At 44.7% G+C, this 13959-nt stretch carries 13 protein-coding genes; 12 read left to right on the top strand and 1 reads right to left on the bottom strand.

Translation table 11 applies throughout. The features are described 5' to 3' along the window. Positions 1-19 precede the first annotated feature (19 nt). From sdaAA to rnc, 8 genes are all read left to right on the top strand, one after another. Complete coding sequence (gene sdaAA / locus VK080_RS15165; protein ID WP_324225615.1) at positions 20-895, top strand: L-serine ammonia-lyase, iron-sulfur-dependent, subunit alpha; 876 nt, start codon at positions 20-22, stop codon at positions 893-895. A 16-nt stretch (positions 896-911) separates the two neighbouring features. After that, the gene (gene recG / locus VK080_RS15160) at positions 912-2945 is read left to right on the top strand and encodes an ATP-dependent DNA helicase RecG (RefSeq protein WP_324225614.1); all 2034 of its coding nucleotides are present in this window, start codon (positions 912-914) and stop codon (positions 2943-2945) included. Between the two features lie 287 nt (positions 2946-3232). Continuing rightward, a complete protein-coding gene (gene fapR, locus VK080_RS15155; RefSeq protein ID WP_324225613.1) occupies positions 3233-3826 on the top strand; it encodes a transcription factor FapR in 594 nt (197 codons plus the stop codon). Next, complete coding sequence (plsX, locus tag VK080_RS15150) at positions 3810-4817, top strand: phosphate acyltransferase PlsX (protein WP_324225612.1); 1008 nt, start codon at positions 3810-3812, stop codon at positions 4815-4817. Before fapR ends, plsX begins: the two co-directional genes overlap by 17 nt. Continuing rightward, a complete protein-coding gene (fabD, locus tag VK080_RS15145) occupies positions 4814-5755 on the top strand; it encodes an ACP S-malonyltransferase (protein WP_324225611.1) in 942 nt (313 codons plus the stop codon). The genes plsX and fabD overlap by 4 nt, the downstream gene beginning before the upstream one ends. Beyond that, on the top strand, positions 5755-6495 hold the full coding sequence (gene fabG, locus VK080_RS15140; RefSeq protein ID WP_324225610.1) for a 3-oxoacyl-[acyl-carrier-protein] reductase: 741 nt from the start codon (positions 5755-5757) through the stop codon (positions 6493-6495). Before fabD ends, fabG begins: the two co-directional genes overlap by 1 nt. A 91-nt stretch (positions 6496-6586) precedes the next feature. Next, positions 6587-6823 carry an acyl carrier protein gene (acpP, locus tag VK080_RS15135; RefSeq protein ID WP_324225609.1) on the top strand — a complete coding sequence of 79 codons (237 nt, stop codon included), beginning with the start codon at positions 6587-6589 and terminating at the stop codon, positions 6821-6823. Positions 6824-6921: 98 nt separating this feature from the next. Further along, on the top strand, positions 6922-7605 hold the full coding sequence (rnc, locus tag VK080_RS15130) for a ribonuclease III (RefSeq protein ID WP_324225608.1): 684 nt from the start codon (positions 6922-6924) through the stop codon (positions 7603-7605). A 207-nt stretch (positions 7606-7812) separates the two neighbouring features. Here the strand turns inward: rnc and VK080_RS15125 are convergent, their stop codons facing one another. After that, positions 7813-8037, bottom strand: a complete 225-nt coding sequence (locus tag VK080_RS15125) for a DUF1128 domain-containing protein (protein WP_324225607.1) — start codon at positions 8035-8037, stop codon at positions 7813-7815. A gap of 155 nt (positions 8038-8192) precedes the next feature. On the opposite strand from VK080_RS15125, the gene smc reads away from it, so the two are divergent. The 4 genes from smc to VK080_RS15105 all read left to right on the top strand — a co-directional run. Continuing rightward, a complete protein-coding gene (gene smc, locus VK080_RS15120; protein ID WP_324225606.1) occupies positions 8193-11759 on the top strand; it encodes a chromosome segregation protein SMC in 3567 nt (1188 codons plus the stop codon). Positions 11760-11774: 15 nt separating this feature from the next. Further along, positions 11775-12773, top strand: coding sequence for a signal recognition particle-docking protein FtsY (gene ftsY / locus VK080_RS15115; protein WP_324225605.1), 999 nt, complete (start codon positions 11775-11777; stop codon positions 12771-12773). A 46-nt stretch (positions 12774-12819) separates the two neighbouring features. Further along, a complete protein-coding gene (locus VK080_RS15110; RefSeq protein ID WP_324225604.1) occupies positions 12820-13137 on the top strand; it encodes a putative DNA-binding protein in 318 nt (105 codons plus the stop codon). A gap of 13 nt (positions 13138-13150) precedes the next feature. Next, positions 13151-13959, top strand: an 809-nt coding sequence (locus VK080_RS15105; RefSeq protein ID WP_324225603.1) for a signal recognition particle protein, incomplete at its 3' end; no start/stop codon positions are given.

Below are 13959 nucleotides of genomic sequence, written 5' to 3'. Positions count from 1 at the left end.
AGAAGGGGGAGTCAATGCCATGTTTCGTACAGTTGCTGAATTAGTGGAAACAGCTGAAAAGGAAAATATATTAATCTCGGAAGTTATGATCCGTCAAGAGATGGATATAAAAGAAAAATCACGGGAAGCGGTATTTTCTGAAATGGAAAGAAATCTTGATGTGATGGAAAAGGCTGTAGAGGACAGTCTGAAAGGCGTTGAATCTGTTACAGGACTGACCGGGGGGGATGCGGTAAAAGTCCAGCAATATATGAAAGAACATACACCATTGTCCGGTAATCTCGTCATGGATGCTGTCAGCAAAGCAATGGGCACGAATGAAGTGAACGCTGCTATGGGGACTATCTGTGCAACACCGACAGCAGGCAGTGCAGGCTGTGTGCCGGGAACATTATTTGCTGTTAAAAACCAGTTGAATCCTACCCGCGAACAGATGGTACGCTACTTATTCACAGCCGGCGCATTCGGGTTTGTTGTCGCCAATAATTCATTCATTTCGGGAGCTGCCGGCGGATGTCAGGCTGAAGTCGGATCAGCCGGCGCTATGGCATCGGCGGCCATCGTCGAAATGGCAGGGGGGAGCCCACAGCAATCGGCTGAAGCATTCGCCATGACCCTGAAAAATATGCTTGGACTTGTTTGTGATCCGGTTGCCGGCCTTGTCGAAGTGCCATGTGTCAAACGGAATGCTGGGGGATCGACACTTGCCATTGTGTCAGCCGACATGGCACTGGCTGGTGTTACAAGCACGATTCCGTGTGATGAAGTGATCGGTGCCATGTACCGTATCGGAAAACAAATGCCGTCAAGCCTGCGGGAAACAGGCGAGGGCGGTCTTGCTGATACACCAACAGGACGCCTGTTAAAAGAGAAAATATTTGGAATGTCAGTTTGAGAAAGAGTGATCGAACATGCTAAATGATCCAATAACCGCCATTAAAGGCATCGGCGAAAAAATGGCGGCCGATCTGGGGGAAATGGGCATTCATAACGTGGAAGATCTCCTTTTTTATTTCCCCTATCGCTATGATGTATTTGAAATCAAACCACTGAGTGAATTGATTCATGAAGATAAGGTCGCCATTGAGGGAAGGATTCTCCATGAGCCTTCCCTTCATTTTTATGAAAGAAAAAAATCCAGGCTGTCTTTTAATGTGGAGGTTGAAGGGGTTGCGGTAAAGGCAGTTATGTTCAACCGTTCATTTGCCAAAAAGCAGCTGAATCCCGGTGATACTGTGACGTTGACAGGCAAATGGGATGCACACCGGCTGCAAATAACGGTCAGCCATTATAAGAAAGGGCCGGCAAATGAACACGCGTCCATTCAGCCCATGTATTCATTAAAAGGTGATGTGACCAATTATAAGATGAAAAAAGTAGTCAGGAATGCCATCAAAACATACCGGCATAACATCACGGAATTGTTGCCGGAACGCTACCTTAATTCTTATAAACTTCCGGATAGGTCAGCTGCAGTCTCCACCATGCATTTTCCCAAAAACAGAGTTGATCTGAAACATGCCAGGCGCCGGTTCATATATGAGGAATTTTTATTGTTTCAGCTCAAAATGCAGCTGTTGAGGAAATTAAAACGTGAATCAACCAGCGGAAATGCACAGCACTATGAACCGCAAAGCCTCAGGGAATTTATCAGCAGTTTCCCATTTTCCCTCACAAAAGCACAGCAAAAGGCACTAAACCAGATTTTGGCTGATATGAAATCGCCATACAGGATGAGCCGGCTGCTGCAGGGGGATGTCGGATCAGGCAAAACGGCCGTTGCAGAAGTGTGTCTTTATGCATCGATTACCGCTGGCAAACAGGGCGCTTTGATGGTACCGACCGAAATATTGGCTGAGCAGCATTTCCAGTCATTAAACGAAACGTTTGGGAACAGGGCTTCAATAGTATTATTGACCGGATCTGTCAAAGGAAAAAAACGACAAGAAACCCTTAATGCGATTGAAAATCATGAAGCAGATATTGTTGTCGGAACCCACGCGTTGATACAAGACGACGTGTATTTCAACGATCTCGGTTTTGTTATTGTCGATGAACAGCACCGGTTTGGGGTTGAACAGCGCCGCGCATTGCGGGAGAAAGGTCTGAATCCGGATGTATTATTCATGACAGCGACACCAATACCGCGAACATTGGCGATAACCGCGTTCGGTGATATGGATGTGTCGGTGATTGATGAAATGCCATCGGGCCGAAAAGCAATTGAAACATATTGGGCAAAAGAGAATACATTCGAACGTGTTTTGCAGTTTATCGGAAAACGCGTTGAGCAGGGTGAACAGGCGTATGTCGTTTGTCCGCTGATTGAGGAGTCAGACAAGCTGGATATCCAGAATGCAGTCGATTTATACCATCAGCTTGAGACATTTTATCAGGGTTCATTAGAAATTGGACTAATGCATGGCAGGCTTTCAACCGATGAAAAAGACAGGGTGATGAAACAGTTTGCCGATGGGGAAGTGGATGTTCTTGTTTCAACGACTGTTGTGGAAGTCGGTGTCAATGTTACCAATGCCACAATCATGGTCATTTATGATGCCGAGCGTTTCGGGCTTTCCCAATTGCATCAGCTCAGGGGCCGTGTTGGCCGAGGTGACAGGCAAAGCTATTGCATCCTGATTGCCGATCCAAAAGGCGAAACAGGCAAAGAACGGATGCGGATTATGACCGATACAAACAATGGTTTTGAGTTATCCGAACAGGACTTGAAACTCCGAGGTCCCGGGGACTTTTTCGGAAAGAAACAGAGCGGCCTCCCGGAATTTAAAGTCGCGGATATGGTTCATGATTACAGGGCGCTGGAGACGGCACGCCGGGATGCGGAGGAGATTATTGAGAATGGACTGCTGGAAAATGACCCCTCTTTCCGCCATATACAAATGTATTTGGAAGAAAATGCGGGTTTAAATAAGAAACTGGATTAAAGAGGTTGTTCAAACAGTCCGGTAAAAGTGACACGTCGATTAGGGACCTTCTGCTAAAACCGCCCACGTCCTGTGACGTGCGCATATCCTCCTTGTGAACACGCACTTAAAGAAACTAATCTAATGTCCGATGTAATTTATAATAGCTTGCATATCCTGATGTGGTATTATATATTACTATTAGTACCAAGTCATAGGATTAACATGTGATTAATTAAAGGAAAAACAAAGTTGCTGCCGTCATAACTCGGCGAATACCGTGTTTTTCCTATTGGACGGTGCTGCAAATGAAAATCAGTAAAGTAGAACGACAACGGTTATTAAAAGATACGATTGAAGCGACACCTTTTATAACCGATGAAAAATTAGCTGAAAAATTTGATGTGAGTATACAGACGATCAGACTTGACCGGATGGAACTTTCCATCCCTGAACTCCGTGAACGGATCAAATCTGTCGCCGCATACCAGTGGAATGAGACCGTAAAAGCTCTTCCTTTGGATGAAGTAATCGGTGAAATAATCGATCTGGATCTCGACAGACGTGCCATTTCGATACTGGAAATTAAAAAAGAACATGTTTTTTCACGGAATAAAATCGCACGCGGGCATCACTTGTTTGCCCAGGCAAATTCCCTGGCAGTCGCGGTCATCAATGATGAGCTTGCGCTGACAGCAAAATCAGAAATCAAGTTCACCAGGCAGGTAAAAGCAGGGGAGCGTGTTGTTGCTAAGGCTTTCGTTGAAGATGTGGATGATAAGGGAATGACAGTGGTTCGGGTAAACAGCTTTGTCGACAATGAAAAAGTGTTTACCGGCTTATTTCATATGTATCGTTCAGACGATCCAAAAGGGGACATTCGAAATGAAGATAGCAATTGATGCGATGGGAGGAGATCATGCACCTGAAGCAATTGTCAAGGGTGCAGAAGAGGCCGTATCCAAGATTGATAACCTGGATATGACGCTGATTGGTGATGAGAAAAAAATCAACCAGTATCTCACTGATTCAAACCGGATTGACATTATTCATACAGATGAGGTTATCACGGCGAATGATGAACCGGTAAGAGCAGTAAGGAGCAAAAAAAATTCATCAATGGTCCTGATGGCTAAAGAAGTGAAGGAAAAACGTGCTGATGCGTGTATTTCAGCAGGGAATACCGGCGCTTTGATGAGTGCAGGGTTATTTGTTGTCGGACGAATTCGCGGGATTGACCGGCCGGCATTAAGCCCGACGCTGCCAACCATCGGTGGGAAAGGGTTTTTATTACTTGATGTTGGCGCGAATGTTGATGCAAAAGCGCATAATCTTGTTCAGTATGCCATCATGGGCTCCATCTATACGAAAAAAGTTAGATCCATTCCAAATCCGACTGTCGGACTCATGAATATCGGCACAGAAGAAGGAAAAGGAAATGATCTGATGAAAAAGGCGTTCAGCCAGTTGAAGGAGACGCCGGTTAATTTTATCGGAAACGTTGAGGCACGTGATATCCTGTCGGGTGCTGCTGACGTTGTTGTCACCGATGGATTCAGCGGGAATATTGCACTGAAAACGATTGAGGGAACAGCGATGACTATGTTTTCCATGCTGAAAGAAACCTTTATGTCATCGATGAAAACAAAGCTTGCAGCCGGTATGGTAAAGCCCGATCTAAAGAGACTGCAGGGCAAGCTGGATTATTCGGAGTATGGTGGGGCAGGATTGTTTGGTCTGGCATCACCAGTGATTAAAGCACACGGATCATCAAACAGCCGTGCAGTTTTCAACGCTATCCAGCAGGCAGCACATATGGTAAATAACAATGTAACCGACACGATTAAAACAACGGTGGAATCCGTTGATTGGAACAAGGGGGACTCAATATGAAACGTGTCGCATTTTTATTTCCCGGCCAGGGTTCGCAGGCGGTTGGTATGGGGAAAGCGCTTTACAATGAACATTCCGATGTACGGGCATTATTCCATCAGGCTGATCAGCTTTTGGAGAAAGAGTTGACCAAGCTGATGTTTGAAGGTCCTGAGAATGAGCTGACCGAAACAGAAAATGCTCAGCCAGCGTTATTATTATCCGGCATTGCTGTACAAAAACTGTTACAAAAGGAAAGTGTACGTCCGGTAATGGCAGCCGGCCACAGTCTTGGTGAATACAGTGCACTGGTAGCTGCCGGTGCCATGTCTTTTGAGGAAGCATTACCGCTTGTTGCAACGAGAGGAAAGCTGATGGAAGAAGCTTTTCCAAAAGGCAAGGGCACAATGGCAGCAGTGCTGGGTATGTCTCAAGGTGATATTGAACAGACATTGGAGCAGTTAAATGATGATCAAGTCGTTGATATTGCCAATCTGAACTGCCCGGGACAGATTGTGATTTCGGGATCAAAAGAAGGCATTGATGCCGCGGCAGGTCTGTTAAAGGAAAATGGCGCCAAACGGGTGCTTCCGCTGAATGTGAGCGGGCCGTTTCATTCCAGACTGATGAAACCGGCCAATGAGCAATATGCAAAAGAACTTGACCGAATAACATTCAGTCATAATGAATTCCCGGTCTATGCCAATGTGACGGCTGAGCCTGTAACCGATAAGAACAGCGTCAAAGAGTTGTTAATCAGACAGCTGTATTCACCAGTCCGGTTTGAAGAATCAATACGGCATATGCTTGATGAAGGTATTGATGCTTTCGTCGAACTTGGAACAGGCAAAGTACTGAGCGGACTTGTGCGGAAAATCGATCGCAAAACTAAAACATTTGCTGTACAAGATCCGGATTCACTAAAAAAGTTTTTAACATGGTATAAGGGGGGATCCTGATGCTGGAAGGAAAAAATGCGTTAGTAACCGGTGCTTCACGCGGCATCGGACGAGCGATTGCTGTTGAACTGGCAAGGCAGGGTGCCAATGTCGCTGTCAATTACGCCGGGCGTGAAGACAAGGCACAATCTGTTGTTGAAGAAGTCAGGCAATTTGGTGTACAATCGTTTAAGATTCAGGCGAATGTAGCAGATGAAAAAGAAGCGAAGACCATGGTAAAAGAAGTTGTCGGTGATTTTGGCAGCCTGGATATTTTAGTGAATAATGCCGGCATCAACCGGGATAATTTATTAATGCGGATGAAGGAAGATGAATTTGACCAGGTAATTGATACCAATTTGAAAGGTGTCTTCCAATGCATAAAAGCTGTTTCAAGACAGATGATGAAACAAAAAAGCGGTCGGATCATCAATGTATCATCAGTTGTCGGTGTCAGTGGCAATGCTGGACAAGCCAACTATACGGCCGCTAAAGCAGGTGTAATTGGTTTGACAAAATCGACCGCCAAAGAATTGGCTTCCAGGAATATTCTAGTTAATGCGGTTGCTCCTGGATTTATTGCAACCGACATGACCGATACACTGACTGACGAGCAGAAAGAAGGTATGCTGTCCTTGATTCCTTTGGAGAGGCTTGGCGAACCGGAAGATGTGGCACGGGTTGTCCGCTTCCTGGCGTCAGAGGATGCGAATTACATCACTGGGCAGACAATTCATATCGACGGCGGTATGGTGATGTAGACCGAAGTCAGTTATCAAAGTCGGGATTTAACGAAATCGGTTTTCAAAGCGATTTTTGGTAATACAACCTATCGAAAGGGGGTGACGAATCGTGGCAGACGTATTCGATAAAGTAAAAGAAATTATTGTTGATAAACTTGAGGTTGAAGAATCCCAGGTAACGATGGAAGCATCTTTCAAAGACGACCTTGAGGCTGATTCACTTGATGTGGTTGAACTCGTTATGGAACTTGAAGATGAATTTGACATGGAAATCGCTGATGAAGAGGCTGAGAAAATCAATACGGTTGGTGATGCTGTCGATTACATAAACAGCAACCAGTCCTGACTTCATATAGCTTTGGGAAAGTCCCGCACCACGCGGGACTTTCTGTCATGTCACCGTATAAATGCATCGAATCTTAATGTTGAGTGGTGATAACTGACATGAGTTTTTCACAATTGGAAAAAAAGCTGGATATTGTGTTCAATGACAAAAATCTGCTGAAGCAGGCTTTTACACATTCATCATATGTGAATGAGCATCGGGATAAAAATATTTCGGATAATGAGCGGTTGGAATTCCTGGGCGATGCCGTTCTGGAATTGGGGGTATCCCAATATTTATACAAGCAAAAGGAACGTTTGGCAGAGGGGGATTTGACCAAGCTTCGTGCCTCTATTGTCTGCGAACCGTCTCTGGTGGAATTTTCCCTTCAGTTGGATTTTGGTGATTTTTTGCTGCTTGGCCACGGAGAGGAACAGTCAGGCGGCCGCAAACGACCAGCAATTCTGGCAGATGTTTTTGAAGCGTTTTTAGGTGCTCTATACCTTGACCAGGGTTATGATGCCGTCATTCAATTCCTGAAACAATATGTTTATCCGAAAATAACGACAGGTGCTTTTTCGCATGCGATGGATTATAAAAGCAGGCTGCAGGAACACATCCAGGAGAACCGCAATCACAGCATTGAATATGTGATTGCAAATGAAAAAGGGCCATCCCACGATAAGCAGTTTGTTGCTCAAGTCATTATAAATGGCAATGTAGCAGGTGAGGGAGAAGGCCATACCAAAAAAGAAGCCGAACAACGTGCCGCTAAGCATGCGTTGGATACGTTGGATGATTAAACAAAAGGCTGTGTGCTTTTGGAATAGGCACCAGCCTTTTCAAATATTTTGAGTGATAAACTGTTTTATATTTGGTCAGTAACCCGCCAAAATATGGCGGCTAACTGACCTTAAATACCCGACTCGGTTCAACCAACATTCAGCAGAGAAAATTATTCCGCTGTGAACACGCACTAATAGGCAATCGCCGTTTTACTCATGTTTTTGTTATGATTTCCTCACAGACCGCAATTCATCAATAAACGCCTGTGTTTCGGGTGCACTGAGCTGCCCTTTCTGTTTAACCATATCATACATAAATTTGATGTCATCGTATTTGTCCAGATCATAGTCTTGTGCATCCATCAGTTCGGGATTGACGACACTCAATTGTTCAGCCAGTTCATCCAGCATAAATTTCAGGTTTTCCTGTGTTGGTTTCTTGAGATTCACATGAACACTCCTTTGATAAATAGTCAGCTTAAAGCCTATGTATCGGTTTAAGCCTTCTTTTGTGCTTCTCTTTATGATAAAATAAATGCGTTAAAATGCCAACCAGCTTGGATACATATTTTGCGTAATCCCTGAACGAAATTAGGAGAATGGTTATGTATTTAAAACGATTAGAAAGTGTGGGCTTCAAATCATTTGCTGAACGGATCAGTGTTGAATTTGTTCCGGGTGTGACCTCGGTAGTGGGCCCTAATGGAAGTGGAAAAAGCAATATTACCGATGCAATCAGGTGGGTGCTGGGTGAACAGTCGGCACGGTCACTTAGGGGTTCAAAAATGGAAGACATCATTTTCCAGGGCAGTGACTCGAGACGTGCACTCAATGTCGCGGAAGTTACGCTGGTACTGGAAAATAGTGACAAGGCATTGCCGCTTGATTATGAGGAAGTCAGTGTCACCAGACGTATCTACCGGTCCGGTGAAAGTGAATTTTATATCAATAAACAGTCGTGCAGATTGAAAGATATTGTCGATTTATTTATGGACTCAGGACTTGGGCGTGAAGCATTCTCAATTATCAGTCAGGGAAAAGTTGAGGAAATACTCAGTTCCAAAGCAGACGAACGACGGGCCATTTTTGAAGAGGCTGCCGGTGTCTTAAAGTACAAGCATCGAAAGAAAAAAGCTGAGTATAAATTAGCCGAAACACAAGAAAACTTAAATCGTGTGGAAGATATTATCCATGAAATTGAACAGCAAATTGAGCCACTCGAGGAGCAGGCGCAAACCGCACGAACCTATTTGGATAAAAAAGAGCAGTTAAAACAGTATGAAATTTCGCTGCTTATTACGGAGATCGAACAGCTTCATGGTGAGTGGCAGGCCTTGCTGGATGAACTGGAAAAAGAAAAAAACGATGAACTGAATCAAAAAACAACGATCCAGACAAAAGAAGCCGAGCTGGAACAGGAGCGTCAGGAAATCCAGAAGCTTGATAACGATATCGAACAGCTGCAGGCCAAATTGCTGTCTACCACTCAGCAGCTTGAACAATATGAAGGCAAAAAGCAAGTGTTTAATGAACGAACCAAACATTTTGCCGAAAATAAAGAGAAACTTGAAAGACAGAAAAAAGAAACGGCAGAACGGATCGATATGCTTAAGTATGAGCTTGACCAGGAAAATGAGAAGTTCTATTCACTCAAGGAACGCCGCGACGAAACGAAGGAACAGGTTAAACAGCTGGAAGCCAATCTGACAACAGACAGAGAAAACATTGCTGAACAAATTGAGGAACTGAAATCCGATTATATCGAGTACTTGAATGAACAGGCTGCCAAACGGAATGAAAAACAATCGATCCAACAGCAGCTTGAGCAAATTTCCGGCAAAAAGGACAAGCAGGCAGAAAAATTTGAAGGCCTGCTGGCTGAGCGGGAAGAACTTAGCGCGAAAATGAAAAAAATGACAACTGATTTCAATCGGCAACAAGAAACGTGTCAATCTAAATCTCAGGCTGTTCAGCAGAAGAAAGATGACCTGACAAACAAACGCAATGCCTTTCAGGAAGCACAGACAAAACTGTACCAGGGTTATCAATATATTGAAAAGCTGAAATCCAAAAAAGAAATGCTTGAAGATATGAAAGAGGATTTTCAAGGTTTTTTCCACGGGGTTAAAGCTGTTCTTAAAGCCCGGGAACAACAGAAACTTGACGGTGTTCGCGGAGCTGTCATTGAGCTGATTGATGTCCCAAAGCCATATATTACCGCCATCGAAACAGTACTGGGTGGACAGGCGCAGCACATTGTTGTCAATGATGATCAGGCAGCACGAAAAGCGATTAGCTGGTTGAAAAGAACAAACAGCGGCCGGGCTACTTTTTTACCACTTAGTTCAATTCAGGCGCGGTTTGTCCCGAGAGATTTGCTGGCAAAAGCAGGGAATCATCGAGGATTTGTCGGGGTTGCCAGTGATCTTGTGTCAGCATCGGCAGAATATCAAAAAGCGGTGGGCCATTTAATGGGACACGTCCTCGTTGCTAAATCATTAAGAGATGCCAACGAAATAGCCGGACTCATCAGGCGCAAGCACCGGGTCGTTACGATTGAAGGAGATGTCGTCAATCCGGGTGGTTCCATGTCCGGCGGTGCGCAGAAAAAAAACAAGCAATCGCTGTTTACACGAGAAAAAGATTTGCAGGAAGTGACCGAAAAACTTGAAAACTTTCAGCAAAAAGCAAACACCTTTGAGCAGCAAGTTGATAAACAAAAACAACAAATCAGCGAGCTGGAGCAGGAGATTGCGGCTGAAGAAGAACAAATCAGTAAAGAGCAGGAAAAACTGCAGGAAATTCGTTCATCTTTTAAAGAAACGGAAATGAAGCTGGTTTCGGTGAACGACAATCTTCAAATATATGATCAGGATAAACAGCAATTTGACCAGGATACGAATGAACTGAGAACACGAGATGAACTACTGTCAAAAGAGCTTGATGCCATTTCGGAGCGGCTTGAAACAGTTCAGGAACAAATCGACAAGCTGTCTGAACAAGAAGCAGCATTCCAGGAAAATCAGGACCAGCTGAAAGACGATTATCAGAAGGCACAGGTTGCTTTAGCCGAACAGGAGGAACGTCTGAAGAACCAGCGCGAAAAAACAAATACTTTAAAGACGCAATTAAATGATTACCAGGAGCAATATGAAATCTATGCAAATGATCTGAACGAGCTGCTGGACATGCAGAATTCAGCGGAAACCGAGGAAGAGATTGAACGGAAAATTGCATCAGCAAAAGCGGATAAAGAATCTATCACGGCTGAAATTCAGAGTATGCGGTCAAACCGTTCAGAGCGTACACAGCTGTTAAACGATCAAGACCGTGAACTGAAAGAGGAAAACAAGCAGCATCAGGCGTTCAAAGAGGCCATTCAGGAAAAAGAAGTAAAAGCCAATCGTCTCGATGTTGAGCTTGAGAATCGTCTGTCCAAACTGCAGACGGAATATACAATGACGTTTGAAAAGGCCAAGCAAAATTACGATAGGACCGATAATATCGAAGAAACACAATCAATGGTGGCACAGATCAAGCAGTCCATCGATCAATTGGGCACGGTCAATTTGGGAGCTATCGATGAATACGATCGTGTTTCGGAGCGGTATGATTTTCTATCCGAACAGCAAAACGATCTGATTGAGGCCAAACAGACGCTGTATTCCGTGATTGCGGAAATGGATGAGGAAATGGAAAAACGGTTTGGTGATACATTCGGCCAGATTAAAGAAGAATTCACCGTTGTCTTTAAACAATTGTTCGGCGGCGGGAAGGCTGAACTGAAACTGACCGACCCGAATAATCTGCTTGATACGGGTGTGGAAATCACCGCCCAGCCGCCCGGCAAGAAGCTGCAGCATCTCGGACTGCTTTCCGGCGGCGAACGGGCATTAACGGCTATTGCATTACTATTTGCGATTTTGCGTGTCCGTCCGGTACCGTTCTGTGTATTGGATGAGGTTGAGGCAGCATTGGATGAAGCAAATGTTGTCCGGTTTGCCAAATATTTGAAAACATACAGTGAAAATACGCAGTTCATTGTCATTACCCATCGCAAGGGTACAATGGAAGAATCAGACGTCCTGTATGGTGTCACGATGCAGGAATCCGGGGTATCACGGCTCGTTTCTGTACGGCTGGAAGAAACGGAAGAGCTTGTTAATTCGTAAGGAGGTCATTTATCGATGGGTTTCATGGATAAACTGAAAAGCAAGTTCAAACAAAATGAGGAAACGGAAGAAGTGTCCACAAAGTATAAAAAAGGTATGGAAAAAACACGGCATTCGTTTTCTGGAAAAATCAATGATCTGATTGCCCGCTATCGGAAAGTCGATGAGGATTTTTTTGAGGAACTGGAAGAAGTGCTGATTGCAGCAGATGTTGGTGTCAATACAGTGATGGACCTTGTCGATGAGTTGAAAATGGAAGTGAAGCGGCAAAATATTAAAGATACAAAGGCAATCAAAGACGTCATTTCCGAAAAGCTCGTGGAGATTTATTACGGTGATGATGACGATGAAGTTGAGAAATTAAACCTGCAGGAAGAGGGGCTTTCTGTCATTCTTGTTGTTGGTGTGAACGGTGTTGGTAAAACAACATCAATCGGCAAACTTGCCCATCAGTTAAAGCAGGAAAGGAAACACGTCATGCTGGCTGCTGGTGATACCTTCCGCGCCGGTGCGATTGAACAGTTGGATGTTTGGGGTGAACGGGCCGGTGTTGATGTTATCAAACAAGTTGCTGGCAGTGATCCGGCTGCCGTTATTTTCGACGGCATCAAAGCAGCCAAATCACGCAATGCCGATGTCCTGATTTGTGATACGGCCGGCCGGCTGCAAAACAAAGTCAACTTAATGAACGAGCTTGCCAAAGTGAAGCGGGTGATTGAACGGGAAGTGCCCGATGCCCCGCATGAAGTGCTGCTCGTATTGGATGCGACGACCGGTCAGAATGCTTTGAGCCAGGCGAAGACATTTTCCGAGGCTACTGATGTATCAGGAATCGTCCTGACAAAATTAGATGGAACAGCAAAAGGCGGGATTGTACTGGCCATCCGGAACGAACTGCAGATTCCGGTTAAATTTGCCGGTCTGGGTGAGAAAATTGAGGATCTGCAGGCATTTGATGCGCATGCATTCGTCTATGGATTGTTTGCGGATCTGCTTGAAGATGACGCTGAATGATGGTAAACTTTTGTAAAGGGTTTTCACTTAACAAGGGGTGTTTTGATTGCTGGAAAAAACAACACGAATCAATTATCTGTTTGACTTTTATCAATCACTCTTAACCCCTAAACAGCGCAGTTATATGGATATGTACTATCGTGAAGATTATTCGCTTGGAGAAATTTCCGAGTTGCTGAAAGTATCACGGCAGGCCGTTTATGATAATATCCGGCGTACCGAAAAGATTCTCGAATCGTATGAAAAAAAGTTAGGATTATATGATAAATTTCAAAAACGCACCACTATTTTGGACAGGATGGATGAAGCAGCTGAAGACGGTGTGATACGTGCATTGATTCATCAATTAAAAGAATTAGAGTAGGGGGACACCTTCTATGGCATTTGAAGGATTGGCCGAGCGTTTGCAAAGTACAATGAAAAAAATCACCGGTAAAGGCAAGGTTTCTGAGCAGGATGTTAAAGAAATGACGCGGGAAGTCCGCCTGGCCCTGCTGGAAGCGGATGTCAACTTTAAAGTGGTCAAAGATCTGATCAAACGCATTAAAGAACGGGCTGTCGGACAAGAAGTGATGGAAAGCTTAACACCCGGTCAGCAGGTGATTAAAGTTGTTAAAGAAGAATTATCTGAACTGATGGGCGGCGAACAGAGCAAGATAGCAGTCGCTGATCGTCCGCCAACCGTTATCATGATGGCGGGTTTACAGGGTGCGGGGAAAACGACAACGAGCGGTAAACTTGCCAATCATTTGCGCAAAAAACACAATCGTTCACCCTTACTGGTAGCCGCCGACGTTTATCGGCCGGCTGCGATCGATCAGCTTGAAACAGTTGGTCAGCAGCTTGATATGCCGGTGTTTTCCAAAGGCACGGACGCGAATCCGGTTGATATCGCGTGTGAGGCACTTGAACAGGCCAAAGCGGAACACCATGATTATGTCATTATTGATACGGCAGGCCGGCTGCATGTTGATGAAGACTTGATGGATGAGCTGGAGCAGATTAAATCAGCAGTCAAACCTGACGAAATTTTCCTTGTCGTCGATGCCATGACTGGTCAGGATGCCGTCAATGTGGCTGAAAGTTTTAATGAACAGCTGGATATCTCCGGTGTTGTTCTGACAAAACTTGACGGTGACACACGCGGCGGTGCTGCGCTTTCCATTAAAGCAGTCACCGATAAACC

The sequence above is a fragment of the Lentibacillus sp. genome, assembly GCF_035301925.1.
Taxonomy (GTDB): domain Bacteria; phylum Bacillota; class Bacilli; order Bacillales; family Amphibacillaceae; genus Lentibacillus.
This window is presented reverse-complemented; position numbering and strand designations above follow the sequence as displayed.